Below are 21,581 nucleotides of genomic sequence, written 5' to 3'. Positions count from 1 at the left end.
ACGCTGCCTATTTCCGGTCAACAAAATTGCGAAACCGATTCATTTTTGGATTAACCGCTGCAACCTTACACAGCTTTTTCAGCTATTAGGCTCCGTCAACTATTAGGCTCCGTCAATTGAAAAATGACACCATCCAATCCGTTGTTCTGTCACTTTTTCAGTTCTCGCGACGCCAGCTTGGATCGAGAGCGATCAAATTTTTCATTGTTCCCGTGCCATGGGCCGCGCCGTAAAGCACTATGACACTACTCTGTGCTTCATTGATCGCCCTCGCTAAGTGCCAGTTTCTCTGATCGATTGTGACATTGGTAAGTTGCGTGACATCCGCAGTTGGCATGACGAACTCCTCAATTGGTACGGTGAGGTTCTCGTCACTGATGTCAAGCGGACCAACCAAATTCTCGTAGGCGTCTGCCAGCTCGGCCGGAGTCAGATCGACGTTGACGTCTCTGCCACCCGGAAAACCCAAGAACATCGCGTTATCCTGCCCTATCAAGCCGTCAGATGCATTCTGCGCATAAAATGCTGGTGTGGGAATGATACCATACATAGCCCTGATCCTACGCTTGTCTGCGAGGGTCGCTGCTTCGAAGTCGATGAACTCATAGAAAAGGTCGCTACCCTGCGCTTTAAGACGCTTCACCTCGCCAGCCACCGCCTCATAAAACGCGGGCTCGGCTTGGTGAATCATAGGAATAAAATGAAGAGACCGAGTTCCGTTGGAGAACGTGAACACTCTGGCGCTGGAGGCAGTACCGTCTATGTAGAACTGGCCTTCCGTCAGCGTCTCGATTTCGCCCCCGGGCCCTTCTTGCACCCCCTCCAGAGTGAGGTGACCTGACGCGTTTGCGCAAACCGCCGCCAAAAAGAACGCGATGCCGGCGGCCAGTCGTAGTCGAAGAGACTTCATGTGAAACCTTCCATATCTTCATCCAAAGCTCGGATATTATGCTAAACAGCGCCGGTAAATTAGTCACTCATTTCCGAATCTGATGATGCATTGTCGTCGGAGTTTTGGTTGGCCTTGCTGCCGCTTTGGGCGCAAAATATTTAGACAGCTATCACGAATGTCCCCAAAGTGAATGCTTGGCCATTTCAATCCTAAAGCCAGTCCAATTTAGAAGGTGTGATGCTCTCAATTTGGTTGAATATCTGACTTACTTAGAGCGTCTGCTACGGACGCAGCGCCGAGAACCATAATGTTGCTAGAAGACGACGCCCATCCCACGATGGATACATCACTGTCCTGAAATGCCGCAATGTCGGATTCGAAACCCAGTGTTTGCCCGCCGTGGCCCCAGAGACCGGTGGTCTTTTCCACAAGTCCAATTCCGTAAAGCGGCACAGTCAAACTCCCAACCCACAAGGTATCTTGCATCACGGCCAGTGTTTGAGGTGAGTTGAAAAGTTCACCACCTACGAGCGCGTCAATAAAGATGTGCATGTCCTCGATAGTAGAAATTACAGCGCCAGCAGCCCAACCTTGGGACATGTTCCATTTCGAGGTTTCATAGTCAAAGGGAGCTTCGAGATACGCTCGCGGCAAACCAAACTCGGGGAGCGGGACGTCGTTCCAGAAGAAAGTATCCCCCATGCCCAACGGAGCAAAGATACGAGTTTCGAATATGTCGGCGAGTGGTTTGTCTTCGATTTTTTCAATAATGAGTCCAATAAGGATGTATCCCGTATGGCTATAAGCCCAGGCATCTTCTGTTCCGGGTGCAAAGGTCGGCGAGCCATGATCGACCGCAAACTGCACAAGCTCTAGCGGACTGAAACCGGCTGTAAGCGCGACAGGATCAGTCAACCCGGCCTCCATGATGCCCGGTGTGCCGTCGGGCGCGTTGTCTGTATAGCTGAAGATACCGGAGGTGTGCTGGGCGAGTTGGCGCAAGGTGATCCTATTGCCCTCCGGCAATTGCCGCGCAATTTCAGGCAGATGACTTGAGAGCAGATCATCAAGCGATAGCTTCCCTTCTTCTTGCAACTGGAGGAGCACGGCTGCCGTCATCATTTTCGTGTTGCTGCCAATTTGAAATGGCATTTGACAGTCAATGGTAATCGAAGCATCCGGGTCGGCTAGGCCCACTGACTTGGCATAACGCCAACCGGTAGATCTCACAGAGAGAACGGCACCGGGTGCAGTGCCAAAGGCCAACCCATTGGGAGAAGTCAAATCGACCGCTGAAGACAGCAGTGCGTCGAGGGCCTCTGTGACGGCTTCGGGCGCATTCGTTTCTATCGCGCATGTGCCGAATTCCGCAGCGACAGCCGGCAATCCAACCAATGAAGTCGTTGCCAGCGCGATCGCCCCAAATGGCCTAACCAAAAATCGGCAAACTCGTCTAAAAAGACTCTTAATTACATCTGAATTCTGTGGAATGTACATTCTTTGCGGCCTCCGTTCGCAACAAGATCAAGCCCCAGACCTATCCGGAAGCATATCAACCAAAGCCGATGCTCGCATAGTCGGCTTTCGCAGGAGAGTTACAAAACTCGGCTTTTGCCTCCTTAGATCCAACAATCACGTGCGCGAACGATTGGCTTGTCGGCATCCAAGTCACGATGGCCCGAAGTCGGCGGTCGAACACCAACGAAGATTCTATTTGCGCCGCTTAACCAAAAGCGAAACAAATATCAAAATCAATCCCAGTGCAGCCAGTATGAAAGTCAGGGGAAGGAAAAAGCTCTCCTGCAGGACACCGTTTGCATCTACATCGCCATAAAAAGCTGTCTCAGACAACCATGACAAGCCGGCGAGAACCAGAGCTATAAATCCTGAAATACGAAGTTTAGAATCCATGATGAACTTTCCAATCTGTATTAATTTTGGATACGAGACAGCTACGCTATTGGGGTACCTTTCGATCAGTTGGTGTTTCGATCGAGTAGTGATTTTAGTTTTTCGGCCTGTCCATTAGACAACGCCAAGATGAAGCTCGTGCCCTGGATCGCACCGGCGATTTGCACAGAGTTGACCAATTGGCCACCAATACGAATGTCCATATTCTTACCAATAGATTGCTCTGTGAAGGCAGCCAGAGGGCTTGCGATCTCAGGTGTCAACTCAAGTCGAACCTGCGACTGCCCATCCTCCCCGCGTTGAATCTCTAGTTCGACAACATCATTTTGAGTGACCCTGATCGGCCCCAGCCAAAGCGCTGCGTTTTGCTGTTCAACGACGCAAATAGGGTGCTGTCCGGGATTTTGCCCCCCGCCAAGATCAAGGCACACATCATTATATTGTGCCTTCTGAAAATTGAGCCCAGCCCAGAACGACATAGCTCCAATCACTATGGCCGCCGCGACGATCATCAAATTATTCTTTGTCATTCGCAGGCCCTCAAAAAGGTTCTCAGTTGCCCCAGAGTCAATAAGTCTTCGCCACATTGGAGGTGCGAATTGCGGCAAGGTTCAGCAACATTATCTAAGGCGCACATCATAGTCACGCAAGCTTGCCTGAGGGCCGGATGCTTCAACCGCCCCCTTAGCAATCAGGTACTGAAGCCTGCCGGACAGAAACACATCATTCAACAAGTTGTTTTCATCGCAACGCCCCATCGCCGTTCCGACAACACGTGCAGCAGAAACCCAGTCTTTTGAACAACAGGCCAACAACAGGCTGTCATAGTAATCCGCGGGAACATCGGCGATCTTGCCTGCTTCCCATTTACGCAGTGTCGCTCCGCTGTCTCGCTGATGCAGAAAATCAGAAGACAGCGCTGCTTTTGTCATAGAGTCTACCGCTTCTCGTTGATCAAAAAGGCTCGCCAGTAAAGCCGGGGTTTGCGGACCAATATAGGGCAGTGACTTTAGACCCGTCTTGCCAACGCGCATCACCGGCCCTCTGAAATCGCGCAGACTATAACAAGCCATCCCGAGAAAGGTCTTTTCCGACGCATTCTCGCCGGCCCAAATGCAAACTTCTGGCGCAAGATCCTGCGCCAAGTGGACTGAGAGGCTGTCGAAATCGGCCAATGAAGGAACCGGGTCCTCAGGCACCTGGCCATAGTTTTGGAAAAGCGCTCCGAAATATGCCGCCCGCGCTTGTTTGTCGTTCAAAGGCCCGTGGCTCAGGTCATCATCGAACACATGAACGTGCCCTGTCAGGCCGTAAGTTGCAACTGCCGCGCGCAGACACCCTCCCGCACTTCCTCCCAAAACCAGATGTATGTATGCGGGCTGTATCATTGTTTACCTTTGACTTTAAAACACGATTGGATTGTCAGGCTACACGTCCCGGCGTGAGGACACGCTGCTTGAAGTAAATCACTTTCCGCGCGGTTTCCCAGTCTGAATATTTTTAATTTGAACAAAAAGCTTGCCGCGCCACAGCCTAATTGTAACTCTAATAACGTGAGAAATAGGGCTGCCAAAGTAAAACGAGGAGTTTAAGAATGGGTTTCACGCAATCGGTCAAGACCTGCCTGTCCAAGTATGTCGTGTTTTCGGGCCGCGCGCAGAGATCAGAGTATTGGTGGTTTGTTCTGTTCGTTGTCCTGGTCAGCGTCGGGTTGGCGGTACTCAGTTCGGTCCTTTTTGGCACTGATCCGGAAACAGGACAGGGATCGAACTTGCTGAATTCGGTTTTCCAGTTGGCGATCTTGCTACCCTTGCTTGCTGCGGGATGGCGTCGTTTACATGATACAGGCCGTCCTGGATGGTATCTTCTCCTTCCAATGGCCTTCAGTATCGCAACGATGTTCATGCTGCTGACCGGGGTTGCAGTTTTTTCAGCGCTCGAAACTGGCGTTGAAGACCCTGAGACTTTGAGAGGACCAGCAGCCTTTCTTGGTGCAACCGGTTTGATGGTCATGTACGCGATTCAACTTGGCCTTTCGGTCTTGATGATTTGGTGGCTTTCTCGACCTTCGCAAGAGGGCACGAATGCTTATGGAGCACAGTCGTAAGCGGGTGATCAATCGCCTTTACCTCTACACCGCATGACGGTTATCACCCCAGAAATCGGGGATTTTTAGGAGTTAAGAATGAAGAACACTTTCCTTTCTGGGTGTCTACTGTTTTGCATATCCGCTGCACCTGCATTTGCTGAATGGGGATTTAGCGGTGGCCAGACCCCAAATGCGTTTATTCAGACCGGCGACATGACGCTGGAATTGCAATGTGACCGATTGCGCTTTGCACCTGCCGGGTATCCCGACAGCGAAGATATCGTCGGGAAGCAAAGCCTTTCAATTCGGTTTATGAAAAATGGCTCGACAGAAGTCGGATCTTTCCAAGCGGGTCAAGGGAACGCCACCCTGCGGATTGTCGATAACTATCCTGTCGAAGTTGTGTTCCAAGACTCCGCTGACTACCAGTTCATTCTGGATCAGATTGCAGCCAACGCCGTCCTCAATCTATCCATGGCGGATCAAGATGTGAGCTATGGGCTTTTTGACCTTAAAGGGTCGGGCAAGGCTATTCGATCACTGCGGTCCTCTTGCGGTTCTGCACCCCAAGCAGGCAACAACACCATGGAGGCCCCAGAGGGGGTGGTGTACTGCGGCGGTGGCCAAGTAAAACGCCAGATCGAGTACCTGATCCTTGATAAAGCACAGGGCGAATGGGACGCTATCGTGACAGTCAACGGCGACACCACGCGTGCAATGACGGCCTATAGCTACTTTGGCAATGCACAGCCGCCACAAGGTTTTGTGGTCGCGTTGTTGGGAGAGGACCGGTCTGAGTTCCTCATCTTCAAAGATGGCAACAAGAACTGGCTCGAATACGGAGACTACCAATACAACCAGTGCAATTGACTTAGGGGCTCGGTGTCTTCCGGGCTCAAGTTTGGCCAGTCTCATTTCTTTTGCCGCGCCTTTAATTCATTCTACTAAAATGACTTCATTAAACCCAGAAAGGTAACAGACATGAACACAACATTTAAACTGGCTTCCTGCGTGATATTCGGCACTTTTTTGTCAGCATGCGTGGAAGATACTGGCTCTATGACGTCATCGCCTACTCCGGCAGACCAGGCTTGTCTAAATGCGGTTGCACAGTCGACCGGCAATAGCCAAGTGCGACTTTTGTCATCTGAGTTTTCTGAAGCGGGAACTTTGGTTACAGTTGGTGTTGGCCCAGATGCAGCACCCTGGGAGTGCATTGCCTATAGCGACGGAACGACCACCGGTATCACGTCTTTGACAAACGAGGGCAGCGCTTAAGGAAAAGGGTCACGTCGGTGGGCGTGACCCGAAACACCTTGTGGGCTGCAGAGTTTGTTTCAACAAACACATTGAAACAGCAAAGACCTTTGGGCAAATACCACGGTGCGACTGAGGGCAAAGGTAAGGGAAGTGCAATGATCTCATGGTTTTTTGTCTCTGGCTACAAACAGCGCAACTGGCCATTTTCTTGGGTAAAAGCTCTATTCATAAGCGCGCTGACTTTTTCCACGCCGGCTTGGTCACAAGATGTCTCTAGATTGCCTCCAGCCCTTCAACGAATAGTCGATGAAGCTAAGATGGCGTGCGCCGAAGTAAACAACGGCGAATTTGCACTGGAATGGGGAAGTGTACAGAGGATCGATCTAAACGGAGACTTGCGTAGCGACTGGGTCTTAAATGATTTTGGGTTTGCATGTTCAAGCGCTGCATCGCTCTATTGTGGGACGGGAGGGTGCATGTCCCATTTTCTCATCGAAGATAATGTTGCCACGCTTCTAAATCAGGGATGGGAAATGGTGACCATCGGCCCAAGTCGGGTGCTTGTTGCAGAGGTACACGGGTCACAATGCAATGGGATCGGCCCCACGCAGTGTTTTGTCGCAAGCGTATGGGACCCCGAGGAAAAAACCTGGCGCAGCGCTGAAGCAGAGTGGGAGTAGAAATGTTCAACGGATGCAAGCAAATCATTTGCGGGTTATGGATACTTCCCGCGGCACTCAGCTTGGCAGGGTGTATAGAAACGGCACCGGAAATCGCGATCAGCGAACCTGATCCGGACCTTGTTTTCGTCCGCGGCCACCGTGGGCCAGCAGATGACTGCAAGCTTGTCGGCGAAAGTGCATTCACAGCGGACTTCCTGGATGATGCGGCCGATCTCGTGGCGTGCCCCACCGGCAGCGCCTCTATGGAAAGCCTCATGGCCGAAACGGGCGCACAGATGGTCACACAGACAAACAGCTTCACACTTTTCAGCATTCCCTACCGCTAAGCCTCTCTGCCTCAGACCAATAACCCCGTCCTATTGCGCGACTGGCCAACTTCTATTGTCCACTCAAGACGCCGCAAACTTGAGCCGAAAGTTCGAAAAGTCCACTGACCGACGATTACACCAATGAAATGCTGCGCCGTGCACGAACGTCTCCTTCCGCGAGCCGCACCGCCGCATTGCCGAGGGGCGGTAATGTCGGCTAGGGGCCGTGATTTCCCCGGCAATTTTGACCGTATCCCGAAAGCGGACTTTAGCTGCATCACAGAAAATTGGTAAAATGGGCTCTTTCCGGCCGTTAGCTGCGTTTTGCACCAAGGTCCGGTTCAGCGGGATGATCTGAGCGGTGTGGTGTTTTAGGATGGCCGCCATCGTATAGCGCTGCTTGCGTCTCGCCGTTATCCCACTGATACAGCAGACCGATTTCTTCGCCAGTCTTGATACACGTAATGCGACCGATGGCTTCGGCCGTCGTGCGAACACTCTCAAGTTTGGGCAAAACTAGCCCCTCTCGTTAAACAGTTCCTTGGGAGCGATGTCGAGAGCAAGGGCAATCCGCTCCAGAACATCGATCGATGCTGAGAATTTCGCGAGTTCGATCTCGCTGATGTAGCTACGATCCAGGTCGGCAGCTAATGCTAATTGTTCTTGGCTCAACCCTCTGGAATTTCTTAGATTCCGGATATTTAACCCTACTTGTTCCCGTAATTTCATGGCCTGTATTCGGCCAGATCACAAGAACTGCTCTACGGAATATATTCCACAAAACACGCGCGAGCATCACAAATGATGTTCTCGTATATGGTGTGAAGGGCGATGTTGGAGCTACATTTTCAATAATACAGTAATGTAGTCAAAAGGCAGTTATTGAAATGTGGTGCAGATTTATCAGGAATTGGTTCTTTGGGGTCGCAATGTCTCTGCTTTCCAGTGTGGCTCCTCAGGCGGCGAAAGCCTATCAAGTCGATTGCGCTATTCTGCTTTGCCTGGCTGGTGGGTGGCCCGCGTCAGCAGAATGTGCTCATGCCCGTGCCGTGTTCATCCGTCGGATCACGCCTTGGCCGATTGAGCCACCGCTGCAAATCTGGCGTTGTCCGATGGGTGTTGCGGAGCGCGCGCCTATGCAAAGCACGGCCCCGACAACTTGGGAGGCCAGCAACCAAATCGGCCAGACTCTTGGTCACGTCATTCTGGCGCAGGTGGTCGAAGGTGGTGCCGATATCGACATTAGCGGTTTGGAATTCGATTTCGTGCGCTCGATCCGTGTCTGGGACGTTCGGCATTACAGCCATCGCGAACGTGGCCGCGACGATGATTGCTCTGAGAGTTACAACATGCGCCTCGGGACCTACGGCACGCAGGGCGAATTCGGCTGGCAACGCACGACACCAGCGGCTGCCCCGCAATGGGTTTTGCCGTCGCGACGCTGTTCGTCATCGAATTGGCGACGAGGCGTCGGCGTTGAATGGGAGGATCACGAAGGCAACCACGGATATGAGTGGGTGGCCTATTAGGGCTATTCCCCGATATCCTTCATGCGTTCCGAGATATCGACCGCAATGCGCTCATACAAGGCTGCTTGCTTGTCTCTGGGAGAGCCGGGCTTCGGGCTTCTTCGGCGGATGCGCTTCGCGAGCCAGAAGAGCAGCCGCGCGGCGGGGTCTTCCAGTTTTTCCGGCACAGGGGCCGGATAGTTTTCTTCGAGTAAGGCGACGACCTCAGCATTCATACTGCGGTGGTTGGCCTCAGCCGCGAGGCGTATCCGATCGCGAAGACCGTCGGGCAGCCGCACGATGAATTTATCCTGATTTTGAGAGCTTTGTTCTGGCATGGTGGCACTGTGCCATAAAAAGCAATTGACGCAATAGTGGCTAAGTGCCACTAAAAGGATGTGGTTTCAACCTGGAGGCGTTTCATGAACAGTCGTAAACCAATGCAGCTTCGACTTCCGCAAGAGCTCAAGGAGTGGATCAAGGCGGAGTCCGATCGCAATGGAAACTCCCAAAACTCTGAAGTGATCCGCGCCATTCGCGCGGCAAAGGACAGGCGCTCCACACCTGGAGCAATTGGAAATATCATTATGGATCAGGGTGATAATGCGCGTTGTTAACAAGGCGAGAGAGGTACCGACACGATGACCAAGGCAAGTGCACAGACGAAAGCGAAACAAGCGGCCTCGGCCTTTATACGCGAGGCGCGGGAGGCAGGTTGGCAACGCGCGAAGTTCGAGATCAAACCCGATGGCAGCGTCATCGTTGACGCCAACATGGTGGCGGCCGAGGCAGCTGATGATTTCTTGAATAGTGACTTGAGAATGGGCGAATGACCCGCAAGAGCCTGCCAAAATACGTCTACAATGACAGGGGATATCTTCGGTTCATTCGGCGTTCGCGTGGCATCTCGGTCATGATGCAAGAGGAAGCGGGCACTCCGGAATTTTGGGATCATTACAATCGCCTGCTTAAGGGAAAGCCAGCACCTGCGCCGGTGAAGCGTAACTTTGAGGCGTTAATCTTGAGCTACTACGAGAGCGACGCCTACAAAAAGCTGAAGCCCCGGACGAGATCCGACTATCGGCGGTACATCAGCCACATTCGTGAGATCTGGGCCGAGAAAGACCCGGCTCGGATCGAAACGCATCACATTTACGAATTGCACCGCGCCAATGCGGATCATTGGCGGCAGGCGAACTATCTCGTCCAGGTCATGGTCGTCTTGATGAACCATGCGCGTTTGATTGGCTTTATCAAGAAAGAGCATGGGAATCCGGCGAAGGGCATTCCGCTCTTCAAGCAGCAGAGCGACGGGTGGGAGCCTTGGCCAGACGATGTTCGCGCAGAGTTCGAAGCGCTGGCTTCTGAGCGTGCGCGACTGGTCTACGAGCTTTGCGTTGGCACAGGCCAGCGAATTGGCGACGTCGTAAAGATGAAGTGGGCACACTTTTCCGACGAAGGATTCGATTTCACTCAGGGTAAAACCGACAAGCCGCTGTGGATCCCGCTCACTGATCGTCTCAAGGCCCACCTGGACGGGCTCGAGCGAACGGACGGCACGGTCGTGACTGACGTCAAGGGCAGGTCGGTCAGCTATCGCATCGTCGCTGAGGAAATGCGCTCCATCAAAAAGAAGATGAAGCACGAGAAGGCGAGCTACTACAAAACGCACGGGCTCAGGAAAAACGCAACGATCGAGCTTTATCTGGCTGGATGCGATGACGAGATGGTCAAGGCTGTCACCGGTCACTCAGGCGTCGAGATGCTGAAAAAATACGGCGGGCCGATCCGACAGAGGGAGCTCGCGAAGCGCGCTCAAGAGGCAAGAAATCAAATGGAACGAAGCAAGAGCAAAACGTGAAAGTTTCAACGCTTGTTTCAAAAATGGCAGTGAAGGAGAAGGGGAATGACGCAAGTCATTGATTTTATTGGAGGCGAGTACCGGAATCGAACCGGTGTACACGGATTTGCAATCCGCTGCGTCACCACTCCGCCAACTCGCCTTTTCAAGTAAAATCAAATACTTGCCGTGGTGTGACCGGCGTTTTAGCAGCTTTCGACAGGAGCGTCCAGAGGGGGGAGCGCAAATTTCAGGGTCGGGTGCAAACTTAGTCTTCGGTTGCGACGTTGTATCTTGTGAAGATTGGAAAGTTTCCGTGTCTGGGCCGTTGCCGGTTTTTCAAGGATGTGGCAGAACTCAATAACCCAAGGGAACAAGATGAGCGATCCAATGACAGATTTCGCAGCCCGCCGCCGAACGATGGTCGATGCCCAGATACGTCCTTCTGATGTTACGAAGTTTCCCATCATAGACGCGATGCTTACCGTCAAACGCGAGAATTTCGTGCCGGATGCACAGCGCGAGGCCGCCTATGTCGAGGGATTGATCGAGCTGGGTGACGGGCGCTGCATGCTGGAGCCGCGGACCCTGGCTAAGATGCTGGACATATTGAACATCTCCAACGACGAGTCGGTTTTGGATATTGCTCCGGCCTTGGGGTATTCGACCGCTGTGGCTGCGCGCATGGCACAGCTGGTTGTCGCCGTAGAGGAAGACGAGAGCCTTGCGGCCGAATCCCAGTCCATCCTGATGGAGGCGGAGGCAGACAATGCGATTGTCCATGTCGGTCCGCTTGAGCTAGGCGCCCCTGAACATGGACCCTATGACGTGATCATGATCCAAGGCGGCGTTGAACAGGTTCCGGATGCTTTGATCGCACAGCTTAAGGATCATGGGCGAATTGCCTGCCTTTTTGTCCAAGGTGCGCTGGGGGTCGTCCGTATCGGCCATAAATCAGGGGATCGTGTGACCTGGCGGGATGCGTTTAACGCCAATGCACCGATTTTGCAGACATTTTCCAAAAATCGTGTATTTTCGCTATAGTTTGATAGCTGATTTTTCTGCCGCCTTGATTAGTTTAACGCAAACGCGCAAACTATAGGCAGAGCAGGGTAAATTCGATTTGAGAGGATTTCGTTATGGGTTCTATGGCGGGAGGGAAGCTGGTCAAAGCGCTGGCGCTGACTGCAGGGGTCGCACTTAGCTTTGTGCCGGGACGGGCCGTTTGGGCCGACAATATAACTGACGCATTCATAGGCGCTTACAATACCAGCGGTTTGCTGGAACAAAACCGCGCCTTGTTGCGTGCAGCAGACGAAGACGTGGCAATCGCGTTGTCGGCGCTTCGACCGATCATCAACTGGACGGTTGCAATTAGCCACGACTACACGCGTCGCGAAATCAACAATGTGGTGACAAGACCCGACCCGAACAACTTCTTCACGGGGCTGACCCTCAGCCAACTGCTCTACGATGGTGGGGCTGCCGTTCTGGGCAAGCAATCGGCGCAAGAAACGGTGCTGTCCACTAGGCAGACCCTTATTGATATCGAACAACAGGTTCTGTTCCGCGGAGCCAATGCTTATCTCGAAGTTCTTTTGCAGGAAGAAACCGTACAGATTCGCCTGAACAACGTCGACGTATCGGCCGAAGAACTGCGCGCATCGCAGGACCGGTTCGATGTAGGCGAAGTCACGCGTACGGACGTTGCGCTGTCACAAGCCCAGCTTGCAAGCTCGCAAGCTGATCTGGCTGTTGCGCGCGGTAACCTCGATACGGCACAGGCGGAATATGTGAATGCCGTTGGCAAATCGCCCGGACGCACGGCCGGTCAACCTAGCCTGCCAAACCTGCCAAACTCGGAACCGCAGGCCGTCAGCCTTGCGCAGCGTAATCACCCGGCCATTCTTTCGGCTCAGCACCAGGTGCGTGCCTTCGATCTGATCGTGGCGCAGCAGCGCGCCAACCTGGGTCCGAATGTCAGCCTGAATGCCGATGCCGGTATCACCGAGAGCTATGACAACGACGACAATACCAGAGACGGCACGGTTTCGTTGAATTTCAACCAGCCGATTTATGCCGGTGGCCGTTTGGCCGCAAGCGTGCGCCGCGCCATGGCCACACGGGATGCATCGCGTGCCAACCTGTTGAATGTGCAGAAAGATATCACTCAGGGTGTGACCGAAGCCTATGCCCGTTTCCAGGCGGCATCTGCAAGCCTGCGGGCATCAAGCGAACGGGTGCGCGCATCGAAGGTGGCGTTTGACGGTATTCGCGAAGAGGCCACTTTGGGTGCACGGACCACGCTGGACGTTTTGAACGCCCAGCAGGATCTGTTGGATGCGCAGTTGGCCGAGGTCGCGTCGCGTATCGAGCGTTCGCGCGCCGCCTATCAGCTGTTGCAGGCACAGGGTCTGTTGACTGCAGAACGCCTGGGACTGGCGGTGCAGATCTATGATCCGACGCTGTATTACAACCTGGTCAAGAAAGCGCCGGCTCAGGTCAGCAGACAAAGCAAAGACCTGGATCGCGTTCTCAAAGCACTGCGCCGCGACTAAGGGCCAATACTATCTGTTGTGACGCCCGGCTTGTTTGGCTACACTCAATCCTGAGGATAGAGCGGTAGAGAACAATGACGGAAAAAGTCGTGAACGGCAGAGTAGAGGACGTGCTGTCCTCGATCAAACGGCTGGTCGGTGAAAGAGGTGAACAAACCTCAGAGCCGACGCCTTCAATCGCCCGCAAGCCCGGGCGATTGGTGCTTACCGATGCATTGCGAGTCGGCGGAACGTCCAGCATTCAAGACAGCCCGGAGATTGAAGCCGAAGCCAAAGCAGGCTACACGGCCGACGCGTCGGTCAAGCCGATGCTTTTGCGCGCGTGCGACATTGTAAATCGTGAAGATCCCGCCAACAAAGAACAAGCCGCGCCAGAGCCGCCCAAAAACCCGACCAACAGCCTGAGCGCAAAGATCGAAGCCCTAGAGGCGGCGATTGCACGCACTGAGGACCAGTGGGAGCCGGACGGCGACAGCGAAGACGAGTACTCCGGTACTCCGGCGAAAGCCCTTGAATTCAGCGCACGCAAAGAATTTTCGGATACCGGGGGAAAGAAAGCCGAACCCACTCAGGCAAAGGCTAAAGAAACTGTGGCAACGACCAAGGCAACTTTCATTCGCGACCCCGAGGTGATCACCGCAACACCTGCTCACCCTGTCGAAGCAGCAGCGGAAGATTCTGCGATAGCTGGCATAAGCGAAGACGCATTGCGCAAAATGATCGCCGAAGTTGTTCGTGAAGAATTGCAGGGTGTTTTGGGCGAACGCATCACCCGCAACGTCCGCAAGATGGTTCGGCGCGAAATCTACAAGGCCCTGGCCGAGCAGGACCTCGAGTAGCGCTCAGGCCCTTTGGGGCGCTTCTGCAAGCGCCAGCAGGCGGTCCAGATCCATATTCCGTTCAAGGTGATCCGCCAGCGCGTCCAGTGTCTCGTCAACCCCGTCTTCATAGGCCAAGTCCGAGGTCACGCCCAACTGCGACAGGTAAGACGCGCGGAATGCGTCCGAGCTGAAGATACCATGCAGGTAACTGCCACGGATACGACCAGAGGCGTTTGCGGCACCTTCTGGCCGCCCCTCGACCTCTAGCCAAGCGCGGGCGCAATCAGGGCCTTCGGTACGGCCCATGTGGATTTCGTAGCCTGAAACAGGTTCTCCTCCGTCTAGGGCGCGGGCCGATGTGAGTGTTACCTGTTTTTTCCCTGCCATCACGGTCTCAACATCCAGCAGGCCCAACCCTTCGACCGTCCCCGGTTGCCCGTCGACGCCATCTGGATCAGCGATCGTCTTGCCCAGCATTTGATAGCCGCCGCACAAGCCCAGAACATGGCCGCCCCGGCGGACATGCGCATATAGGTCAATGTCCCAGCCTTGCGCCCGGAAATAAGCCAGATCACCGATGGTGGATTTGCTGCCGGGCAGCAGTACCAAATCGGCATCACCGGGCAGGGGGCGTCCTGCTGGCACGATCTCGACCGAGACACCGGGTTCGGCAGACAAAGGGTCGAGGTCGTCAAAATTGGCCATGCGTTCCAACTGCGGAACAACGACTTTGCAGGCCCCGCCAGAGTGGGACCGGATATCCATCATATCCTCGGCTGGCAGTTTCCACGCATCATGGAACCAGGGAACGACACCCAGACAAGGCCATCCGGTACGTGCAGCGATTTCATCGCGACCTTCGTCGAAAAGGGATACGTCGCCCTTGAACCGATTGACGGCAAAACCCCGGATCATCTCAAGATCGCCTGCATCCAATACCGCCTGGGTGCCCACGATCTGGGCAATGACCCCCCCGCGGTGAATATCACCTACCAGAATAACTGGTACGCCTGCAGCGCGCGCAAATCCCATATTGGCGATGTCACCATTGCGCAGGTTGGTTTCGGCCGGGCTGCCCGCACCTTCGATCAGGACAAGATCCGCGTCACTGCACAAGCGGTCAAAGCTTTCAAGTGCCGCGCCCAGCAGTTTGGATTTATCCTTGCGGTAATCGCCCGCTTTCATCGTGCCCGCGCGTTGGCCTTGTACGATGATCTGAGCGCCAGTGTCGGTTTCCGGTTTCAGCAGAATCGGGTTCATGTCCGTATGCGTCGCACGCCGCGCCGCCAACGCTTGCAAAGCCTGTGCGCGCCCGATCTCTCCGCCATTTTCGGTGACGGCGGCATTGTTCGACATGTTCTGTGGTTTGAACGGTGCAACACGTAAACCGCGCCGGGTGAAGGCCCGCGCCAGACCGGCCACTAGAACCGATTTCCCGACATTGCTGCCGGTGCCCTGAATCATGATGGACCGAACCATGGCCTGTCTCCTATGTTGACGCGCAGATGACCTGATTTGCGGGCAAAGGAAAAGCCAAAGTTGAACACGCCAGCGCACCTTTTGATCGGAGCTGCCGCCTTTGCCCGCCCAGCCCACGGACGTATCCTGTGGGCCGCTCTGTTGGGTTCGCTATTGCCGGACCTGTCGCTCTACGTGCTGGCAGGTACATCCCTTTTCGTGCTTGGGATAGCCCCAAGCGTGGTATTCGATCAGTTATACTTTTCCGACGGCTGGCAGACCGTGTTTGCGATCGACAATTCCTTTGTCCTTTGGGGGGGTGCCTTGCTTGTCGGGGTATGGATGCGCTGGAAGGTCTGGACCGTTGGGGTGTCGGCCGGGTTGCTGCATCTTTCGGTGGATTTTCTGCTGCATGCCGGGGATGGGCGGCCGCAGTTCTGGCCATTCAGCAACTGGGTGTTTCACAGCCCCGTCAGCTATTGGGACAGCACGCATCACGCCTTATGGGTGGCGCCAATTTCGGCCGTGCTTTGTGTCGCGTGTTACGCCATTTTGTGGCGTCGCGGCATGCCCACCGGGGCGAAAACGTTCTTTGCCGTGTTGCTGATGGCCGAACTATGGGTCGCGCGGCAGTGGCTGTTGTTCTTTTGATTGATTGCATAAGAAAAGCGCGCTCCCAGCTAGGGAGCGCGCTTTTTCATGCGAAAGTCACCTTGGATCAGGCGGCTTCTGCTTGTTGGGCCGCGTTGCGACGTTCGCTTTCTTCACGCGACAGTGCAACCGAGGTGCGTACACCACGTCCAACGAACTCCATCAGTCCGCCAACAACGCGCTCATTCGGGTCGATACCCGCGCACGACAGTACTTCGCGACCATCACGAGAACGCGCCCAACGGGCGATTTGTTCCGGGCCATTGCCATACTTCTTGTCGTCGGCAATAGCGTCATCCAGCGCAGCCAGTACGACGGCCGCGAAAAGTTTGCGTGCACGATTGCCTTGCTCGTTATTAAAGGCAGTGCCGTCAACGAAATCTCTCATCTCGTCTTCCTTGTTGTTCTTGCTCTTGCATTTTCGGCGTGACGGTTCTTATGACCGATTAAGTGCGATTCGGATACACTTAAAATGCATAGTTGCGTTGCGTCATTTGCATAGCTTGCTGCAAGTGCAGCACTAGGTCTCGTCATCTTGTCAGGTGTGTTCCCGCCAGATATAGGAGCGGGAACTGACGCATCAACCGTTTGTGAAGGATTTAAGTCATGCCCAAGATAAATGGGAACGAAATTCGCCCCGGAAATGTGCTTGAGCATAACGGCGGGCTGTGGGCCGCAGTCAAAGTTGACCACGTAAAGCCCGGTAAAGGCGGCGCTTTTGCGCAGGTCGAACTGCGCAATCTGCGCAATGGCTCGAAGTTGAACGAGCGGTTCCGCTCGGCTGACAAAGTGGAACGCGTGCGTCTTGAACAGAAAGATCAGCAGTTCCTGTACGAATCTGACGGCATGTTGGTCTTCATGGATTCCGAGACGTATGAGCAGATTGAACTGCCCGCGGAACTGCTGGGCGAACGCCGCCCGTTTCTGCAGGACGGCATGACAATTGTCGTCGAATTTTATGAAAGCGAGGCTCTGAACGCCACGGTGCCTCAGAAAGTGACCTGCAAGATCGTAGAGACCGAGCCTGTGGTCAAAGGTCAGACCGCCGCGAATTCGTTCAAGCCAGCCATTCTGGACAACGGTGTTAAAGTCATGGTGCCGCCATTTGTTGGTCAGGATGAGATGATCGTGGTGAACACCGAAACCATGGAATATTCCGAACGCGCGTAACCACGCGTTTACCAGAGTAAAGAAAAACCGCGTGGACTGGTGCCACGCGGTTTTTCTTTATCAGCGGCCCCGTCTGATTTGGCGATACCGTTCGGGGTTGGGGCCAAACAGTTCAAGCATCAGTTCATACTTGATACGATTGGCGCTGACCTGCCGGTAAAAGGCGATCAGGAATGCCGTGGGCCCCTGAATGCGGCTGAGGCCGCTTGTGGCGGCGACAACAGTGCCGACATCCGTTTTCCCGTTCAGAACCAAATAGCCACCCAGCATCAGCACGCCAACGGTTCCCGCTCCGTTTATGACGCTCAACAGAAACTTGGCAGAAAGTTTCCAGATGAACATCCTGCGCCGCGTTTCGTAGATATCGTCGAACTGCGCCTCAACCTCGCGCGCGACTTCGTTGATCCGCTCGACATTCAGCTTATCGTTGGCTCCGCGTAGTATCCGGACACGTTCGGCGACAAACACGTTCACCTTGCGTTGGGATACCAGCACGATGATGATCTGCGGCACGATCATCGAAAAGGCGATCATGCCCAGCCCCGGTTGCGTTGACGAGATATAGCCGATCACACTGATCAACGTGCCGATCTGAACGACCGGGTCCGAGAAAGCGCCGCCCGCGAATTTCCCCAGCTCTTCTGCCTCGGCTGAAATCGCCGTGGTCATCGTGCCCTTGCGCATCGTTTCGCCCGAGACATTGATATCTGAGGCGCGCAGTAGCAGCCTTTGGCGGATCATGCGGATCAGGTCTTCGCCCAACGTTCCTGCGCGATAGCTCAAAAGCCACTTTAGGGCGAGGCTGAGTAAGATGACCGACATCATTCCGGCACCCAGGTAGATCAGCTTGTCCGTAGTTACGTCGGCTGAGGTCAGGTGGTTGATGATGTCGCGCTGAAACTCCAGCGGAACTGCAGCCAGACCCGCGATCGCGATGGACAGAACGATGAGGATGATCTGCCGTCCGGCGCTGGCGCGCCAGATTGCCCTGTATAGCTGGAACATACGTGCATCCGGATTGCTGAATTCAAACCAGTGTGACAGCGCACTTGGCTATGTTCAAACCACGCCAATTCAGTCAGCTGGTCAGCCGTGCCGGTTCGGCAACACGTTAAGTGTCCAACTGTATGGTGGCGTCACCAGCCTGCATGTCGTCACCTACGCGGTCCAATCGCAAATAGGCGATCCCGCGGCCATTGGATTGGGTGAACAATGTACCGGCCGGTTTTCCGCCAGAAGTAATTGCAGTTCCAGCTGGTGCTGAACCACTGACGCTGACGCCACGCAAGCCTTTGCGCAGCTCGGTCTTGTGTTTCATCCTCGCGGTGACTTCTTGCCCGACATAGCAGCCTTTCTTGAAGTCCACGCCGTTTAGCGCCTCGAACCCGGCCTCAAGGATAAAGCTGTCGGGGGTCAGTTCGATTCCAGTTTCCGGAATGCAGTGTCGCACGCGGATTGCATCCCAATCTGTATCGTCGTCGCTTTCCGCACCCGCTGTATAGGCCCGCCACCCCATGTCCGGGTGCCTCGGGTCGGGCAGGGCACCTTCGGGGGCAGGGCCAGTACCGCGCTGCAGGCTCAGGCCGCTGTCTTCGATGCTGACATCTGCGCGTAGCTTGTACATGCCCAACCGTTTGGCAAATCCATCGGCAAGGCCTTCGGCAACATCCAGCAAAACCGCGTCACCCTCGCGCTGCAGAAAGAAGTCCGCCAGGTATTTGCCTTGTGGGGTCAGCAGCGCGGCGTAGACCAGCCCATTGTCCAACCCTGCGATGTCGTTGGTGATCAACCCTTGAAGAAAGCTGTCGGTGTCCGAGCCGCTCAGGCGCAATATACGGCGGTTGGGCATCTGGGTTGTCCTCGTCTTTTCCTCGGACCTCGTGATATAGGGGTTTCCGCTGCCATGACCAGAGGGTTTCCGCCGTGCCTGCGCCGATTAGCATCGTTATCCCGACCCTGAATTCGGAAGGAACCCTTCCCGCGACCCTTGCGGCCTTGATGGAAGGCCTGCATGCGGGGCTGATCCGCGAATTGATCGTCTCGGACGGTGGGTCGACTGATCAGACTTTAAAGATTGCGGATGAGGCCGGCGCTGAGATCGTGACCGGGCCACCTTCGCGCGGGGGGCAATTGGCCCGAGGATGCGCCGCAGCCAAAGGGGACTGGCTGCTTGTTTTGCATGTCGACACAGTTTTGCAAGCAGGGTGGGGTAAGGTTGTAGGCGACCATCTTTTCACCGGAACCCCGGCTGCTTTTCGCTTGGCGTTTCGGGCGTCAGGCTTTGCGCCGGCATGGGTGGCGGGTTGGGCCAATCTGCGCAGTCGTCTTTTTGGCCTGCCATATGGCGATCAGGGCCTGTTGGTTCCATCTGAGATGTATCGAAAGGCGGGGGGCTTTCCCGATCAACCCTTGATGGAGGACGTCGCTTTGGTCCGCAGCTTGCGCGGCATCACTTTGCTGCCCAGCCGGGCAGTTACGAGCGCGGATCGCTATGAGCGTGCAGGCTGGTTGCGTCGGGGAGGGCGGAACCTGTGGACTCTGACGCGGTATTTTCTGGGGGCAGATCCTGCGAAGCTGGCGCAGGACTATCGGCGCTGAGCGACGCGCGCAGCTCGACCACGGACTTGCCCAGCCGGAACGGCGCTGCGAAACTGACCAGACATAACGCGATGATCTGCAGCACAAGTATGTGCGCATTGTCTTGCAGGTATTCCCATTCGTCCTTCAACTTGCCGACCTGTTCCACCAGATCATCATAGCTTTGCGCCAGGATCAGATAGTCACCGGCAATCGCTGGAACCTTGCGGCGCATGTTGTCGATCGCGGCCTGTGTTACGTCGTCCAGAGTGGTAAAGACTAGGAACTGATCGATGTTGAACGCATCAGCCTTGTCGGCCATTGCGCGCATTTCGTCCTGTTCGTCTTTTGCCTGACTGCCAAACAGAAAATGCAGCCCCTGCAATGGCGCGACCTCATTTGTGACTGCGATGAACAATGGCAGGTCGGCATTGCTGGCGGTTGAGGCCGACAGGAATTCTACCTTTTCGCACAGAATAGCAGTATCCGGGTCAAAGGCCGGATCGCAAAACCGCAGGCGGAACCGCGCGGCATCGCGGTCAAAGGCCAGCCCGGCGGCGTAAGCCACGTCTATCTGGCGGTCCAGTCGCGAGCTATCCGAAGTGTAAAGCCCGGCCAAAACCGCGACCAGCGCGCCAACGCCACCCAGTACAACCCAGACGAGGTCCGCGAGTTTCCAGGCGCGATGCCCGGCGGGTTTACGGAAAAGAAAGGCGGTGCCAATCAATCCAATCAGAAAGAACAGGATCAAAAGCGGTAGTTGGTTTTGGGTCACGAAACTCATGCCTTCAAAGTGACGGCCTGCTATGCGGCTGGCAACACTCCTCACGCTCAGTTGTTCCGTTTGGGTGGTAAAAAGCCGTTATGAGCCCGAGCTTTGGCCGAATTTCCGGAACAGTTTGGTGCGGTCAAAGGCCTGTTCCAGCTCATCTGTGCGCTCTTTAACCGAATCCCACAGCCTTTCCTGTACTTCGGCGATGACGCATTCCATCAAAACCAGAATGGCTGCCATTGAATCCCACGCCGACGGCACGGCAATACGCGCCGCAAAGGTGTGTTTGGCCAGCCGATGAATGGGTGAGCGCCACTGATCGGTGAACAGAACAATTTCAGCCTCGCGTTCATGGCACAGCTGGCCGATCAGTAGGGACGCGTTTTCATATCGGCGAACATCCAGTGCGACCAGCACATCGTCTTTGCGTACGTCCAGCAAATCGTGTGTCCACGATGCCGCAACGGGAAGCAACCGCACGTCGGGGCGGATCATCTGCAGGTGCAGGTACAGGTATTGGGCCAACGTGCCGGTAATGCGTCCACCGGTGATAAAGATGCGCCGGTTGGGGTCACATAACAAGTTGCAGAAACTGTCGAATTCGTCTGGATCAACCTCATCAATCGTGCGTTTTTGATTGGCGAGTGTCTGTTGGGAATACCGGTTCAGGATATGCTCTTCAGGCAGATCGTTTTGCCACAAGTCACGTTTGGCGACCGGCCCCGAGATCATTTCTTTCACTTCGCCCCGCAGGGCGGCCTGAAACTGCGGGTAACCTTGAAACCCGGTCTTTTGCAGCATCCGCGCGACTGTCGTGGTGGACACCGAGGCCGCGCTGGCCAGCTCGGTGATGCTGCCAAGGCCAGCCATGGGGTAGTCGTCCAGCAATACACTGACCAGTTGCCGCTCGGATGGGGTCATCTTGTCTTTGTGGGCCAGCAGCCTGTCCGTCACCCGCACGCGGCGTTCCTCCTGCATCTTTTCGATCTTAGTGTGAATAATTTTTCAGCAAGATCAAGAGTGGTGAAATTTATACAGGAAAAATATTGACAGGTTAAGGTCTCTTGTGGAAATTTTTCCACA

General features: G+C 54.8%; 27 protein-coding genes, 1 tRNA gene and 1 pseudogene. 14 read left to right on the top strand and 15 right to left on the bottom strand.

Annotated elements, in window-relative coordinates; all coding sequences use genetic code 11:
• Nucleotides 1-157 precede the first annotated feature (157 nt).
• The 5 genes from AC2FJC_RS11750 to AC2FJC_RS11730 form a co-directional block, all read right to left on the bottom strand.
• Nucleotides 158-910 (bottom strand): hypothetical protein, encoded by a 753-nt coding sequence (locus AC2FJC_RS11750; protein WP_496706898.1) that lies wholly within the window; start codon nt 908-910, stop codon nt 158-160.
• Between the two features lie 225 nt (nt 911-1,135).
• Nucleotides 1,136-2,389: a serine hydrolase domain-containing protein gene (locus AC2FJC_RS11745; RefSeq protein WP_496706897.1), complete on the bottom strand. Its 1,254-nt coding sequence runs from the start codon at nt 2,387-2,389 to the stop codon at nt 1,136-1,138.
• 213 nt (nt 2,390-2,602) lie between these two features.
• Nucleotides 2,603-2,803 carry a DUF3955 domain-containing protein gene (locus tag AC2FJC_RS11740; RefSeq protein ID WP_496706895.1) on the bottom strand — a complete coding sequence of 67 codons (201 nt, stop codon included), beginning with the start codon at nt 2,801-2,803 and terminating at the stop codon, nt 2,603-2,605.
• Between the two features lie 65 nt (nt 2,804-2,868).
• Nucleotides 2,869-3,333, bottom strand: coding sequence for a SecDF P1 head subdomain-containing protein (locus tag AC2FJC_RS11735; RefSeq protein ID WP_496706894.1), 465 nt, complete (start codon nt 3,331-3,333; stop codon nt 2,869-2,871).
• A 90-nt stretch (nt 3,334-3,423) separates the two neighbouring features.
• Nucleotides 3,424-4,191, bottom strand: coding sequence for a DUF1835 domain-containing protein (locus AC2FJC_RS11730; RefSeq protein WP_496706893.1), 768 nt, complete (start codon nt 4,189-4,191; stop codon nt 3,424-3,426).
• A gap of 206 nt (nt 4,192-4,397) precedes the next feature.
• Between AC2FJC_RS11730 and AC2FJC_RS11725 the strand changes: the two genes are divergently transcribed.
• The 4 genes from AC2FJC_RS11725 to AC2FJC_RS11710 all read left to right on the top strand — a co-directional run bounded on the left by AC2FJC_RS11725 (nt 4,398) and on the right by AC2FJC_RS11710 (nt 7,161).
• Nucleotides 4,398-4,910: a DUF805 domain-containing protein gene (locus AC2FJC_RS11725; RefSeq protein WP_496706892.1), complete on the top strand. Its 513-nt coding sequence runs from the start codon at nt 4,398-4,400 to the stop codon at nt 4,908-4,910.
• Nucleotides 4,911-5,105: 195 nt separating this feature from the next.
• A complete protein-coding gene (locus AC2FJC_RS11720; protein ID WP_496739652.1) occupies nt 5,106-5,762 on the top strand; it encodes a hypothetical protein in 657 nt (218 codons plus the stop codon).
• 425 nt (nt 5,763-6,187) lie between these two features.
• A complete protein-coding gene (locus AC2FJC_RS11715; RefSeq protein WP_496706889.1) occupies nt 6,188-6,832 on the top strand; it encodes a hypothetical protein in 645 nt (214 codons plus the stop codon).
• A gap of 2 nt (nt 6,833-6,834) precedes the next feature.
• A complete protein-coding gene (locus AC2FJC_RS11710; RefSeq protein ID WP_496706887.1) occupies nt 6,835-7,161 on the top strand; it encodes a hypothetical protein in 327 nt (108 codons plus the stop codon).
• 295 nt (nt 7,162-7,456) lie between these two features.
• Here the strand turns inward: AC2FJC_RS11710 and AC2FJC_RS11705 are convergent, their stop codons facing one another.
• Nucleotides 7,457-7,657, bottom strand: a complete 201-nt coding sequence (locus AC2FJC_RS11705; RefSeq protein ID WP_496739651.1) for a hypothetical protein — start codon at nt 7,655-7,657, stop codon at nt 7,457-7,459.
• A 2-nt stretch (nt 7,658-7,659) separates the two neighbouring features.
• Nucleotides 7,660-7,872 (bottom strand): helix-turn-helix domain-containing protein, encoded by a 213-nt coding sequence (locus AC2FJC_RS11700; RefSeq protein ID WP_496739650.1) that lies wholly within the window; start codon nt 7,870-7,872, stop codon nt 7,660-7,662.
• A 200-nt stretch (nt 7,873-8,072) separates the two neighbouring features.
• On the opposite strand from AC2FJC_RS11700, the gene AC2FJC_RS11695 reads away from it, so the two are divergent.
• Nucleotides 8,073-8,672, top strand: a complete 600-nt coding sequence (locus tag AC2FJC_RS11695; protein ID WP_496739649.1) for a hypothetical protein — start codon at nt 8,073-8,075, stop codon at nt 8,670-8,672.
• Nucleotides 8,673-8,674: 2 nt separating this feature from the next.
• On the opposite strand, the gene AC2FJC_RS11690 is transcribed toward AC2FJC_RS11695, so the two are convergent.
• Complete coding sequence (locus AC2FJC_RS11690; protein WP_121999155.1) at nt 8,675-8,989, bottom strand: Arc family DNA-binding protein; 315 nt, start codon at nt 8,987-8,989, stop codon at nt 8,675-8,677.
• An 84-nt stretch (nt 8,990-9,073) separates the two neighbouring features.
• Between AC2FJC_RS11690 and AC2FJC_RS11685 the strand changes: the two genes are divergently transcribed.
• The 3 genes from AC2FJC_RS11685 to AC2FJC_RS11675 are packed head-to-tail and all read left to right on the top strand — an operon-like array spanning nt 9,074 to nt 10,512.
• Nucleotides 9,074-9,268, top strand: coding sequence for an Arc family DNA-binding protein (locus AC2FJC_RS11685; protein ID WP_081805596.1), 195 nt, complete (start codon nt 9,074-9,076; stop codon nt 9,266-9,268).
• Between the two features lie 24 nt (nt 9,269-9,292).
• Nucleotides 9,293-9,484, top strand: coding sequence for a hypothetical protein (locus tag AC2FJC_RS11680; RefSeq protein ID WP_102870184.1), 192 nt, complete (start codon nt 9,293-9,295; stop codon nt 9,482-9,484).
• Nucleotides 9,481-10,512, top strand: a complete 1,032-nt coding sequence (locus AC2FJC_RS11675) for a site-specific integrase (RefSeq protein WP_496739648.1) — start codon at nt 9,481-9,483, stop codon at nt 10,510-10,512. Before AC2FJC_RS11680 ends, AC2FJC_RS11675 begins: the two co-directional genes overlap by 4 nt.
• Nucleotides 10,513-10,580: 68 nt before the next feature.
• Here the strand turns inward: AC2FJC_RS11675 and AC2FJC_RS11670 are convergent.
• A tRNA-Cys gene (locus AC2FJC_RS11670) sits at nt 10,581-10,654 on the bottom strand.
• A 227-nt stretch (nt 10,655-10,881) separates the two neighbouring features.
• Between AC2FJC_RS11670 and AC2FJC_RS11665 the strand changes: the two genes are divergently transcribed.
• The 3 genes from AC2FJC_RS11665 (at nt 10,882) to AC2FJC_RS11655 (ending at nt 13,888) form a co-directional block, all read left to right on the top strand.
• Entirely contained in the window at nt 10,882-11,535 is a 654-nt protein-coding gene (locus tag AC2FJC_RS11665; RefSeq protein WP_496739647.1) for a protein-L-isoaspartate O-methyltransferase family protein, read from the top strand.
• Between the two features lie 95 nt (nt 11,536-11,630).
• Nucleotides 11,631-13,049 carry a TolC family outer membrane protein gene (locus AC2FJC_RS11660; protein ID WP_496723687.1) on the top strand — a complete coding sequence of 473 codons (1,419 nt, stop codon included), beginning with the start codon at nt 11,631-11,633 and terminating at the stop codon, nt 13,047-13,049.
• Between the two features lie 89 nt (nt 13,050-13,138).
• Entirely contained in the window at nt 13,139-13,888 is a 750-nt protein-coding gene (locus tag AC2FJC_RS11655; protein WP_496739646.1) for a hypothetical protein, read from the top strand.
• 3 nt (nt 13,889-13,891) lie between these two features.
• Here AC2FJC_RS11655 and AC2FJC_RS11650 read toward each other — a convergent pair whose 3' ends face one another.
• A complete protein-coding gene (locus tag AC2FJC_RS11650) occupies nt 13,892-15,349 on the bottom strand; it encodes a cobyric acid synthase (RefSeq protein WP_496739645.1) in 1,458 nt (485 codons plus the stop codon).
• A 60-nt stretch (nt 15,350-15,409) separates the two neighbouring features.
• On the opposite strand from AC2FJC_RS11650, the gene AC2FJC_RS11645 reads away from it, so the two are divergent.
• Nucleotides 15,410-15,979: a cobalamin biosynthesis protein CobQ gene (locus AC2FJC_RS11645; RefSeq protein WP_496739644.1), complete on the top strand. Its 570-nt coding sequence runs from the start codon at nt 15,410-15,412 to the stop codon at nt 15,977-15,979.
• A 67-nt stretch (nt 15,980-16,046) separates the two neighbouring features.
• Here AC2FJC_RS11645 and AC2FJC_RS11640 read toward each other — a convergent pair whose 3' ends face one another.
• A complete protein-coding gene (locus AC2FJC_RS11640; protein WP_008757056.1) occupies nt 16,047-16,367 on the bottom strand; it encodes a DUF6280 family protein in 321 nt (106 codons plus the stop codon).
• Between the two features lie 218 nt (nt 16,368-16,585).
• Between AC2FJC_RS11640 and efp the strand changes: the two genes are divergently transcribed.
• On the top strand, nt 16,586-17,149 hold the full coding sequence (efp, locus tag AC2FJC_RS11635; protein WP_496723679.1) for an elongation factor P: 564 nt from the start codon (nt 16,586-16,588) through the stop codon (nt 17,147-17,149).
• Nucleotides 17,150-17,209: 60 nt separating this feature from the next.
• On the opposite strand, the gene AC2FJC_RS11630 is transcribed toward efp, so the two are convergent.
• Nucleotides 17,210-18,154: an ABC transporter transmembrane domain-containing protein gene (locus AC2FJC_RS11630; RefSeq protein WP_496739643.1), complete on the bottom strand. Its 945-nt coding sequence runs from the start codon at nt 18,152-18,154 to the stop codon at nt 17,210-17,212.
• Between the two features lie 106 nt (nt 18,155-18,260).
• Complete coding sequence (ygfZ, locus tag AC2FJC_RS11625; RefSeq protein WP_496739642.1) at nt 18,261-18,998, bottom strand: CAF17-like 4Fe-4S cluster assembly/insertion protein YgfZ; 738 nt, start codon at nt 18,996-18,998, stop codon at nt 18,261-18,263.
• A 74-nt stretch (nt 18,999-19,072) separates the two neighbouring features.
• Here ygfZ and AC2FJC_RS11620 point away from each other — a divergent pair, with 74 nt between their 5' ends.
• Nucleotides 19,073-19,747, top strand: a complete 675-nt coding sequence (locus AC2FJC_RS11620; protein WP_496739641.1) for a TIGR04283 family arsenosugar biosynthesis glycosyltransferase — start codon at nt 19,073-19,075, stop codon at nt 19,745-19,747.
• Between the two features lie 7 nt (nt 19,748-19,754).
• Here the strand turns inward: AC2FJC_RS11620 and AC2FJC_RS11615 are convergent.
• Nucleotides 19,755-20,510, bottom strand: a pseudogene (locus AC2FJC_RS11615) (hypothetical protein); the annotation flags it as partial.
• 78 nt (nt 20,511-20,588) lie between these two features.
• Complete coding sequence (locus tag AC2FJC_RS11610; protein ID WP_058274161.1) at nt 20,589-21,476, bottom strand: MurR/RpiR family transcriptional regulator; 888 nt, start codon at nt 21,474-21,476, stop codon at nt 20,589-20,591.
• Nucleotides 21,477-21,581: the final 105 nt, after the last annotated feature.

The sequence above is a fragment of the Ruegeria sp. CDSB117 genome, from assembly GCF_059611005.1.
Note: the sequence above shows the minus strand (reverse complement) of the source record. Positions and strands in the feature narration are given on the sequence as shown.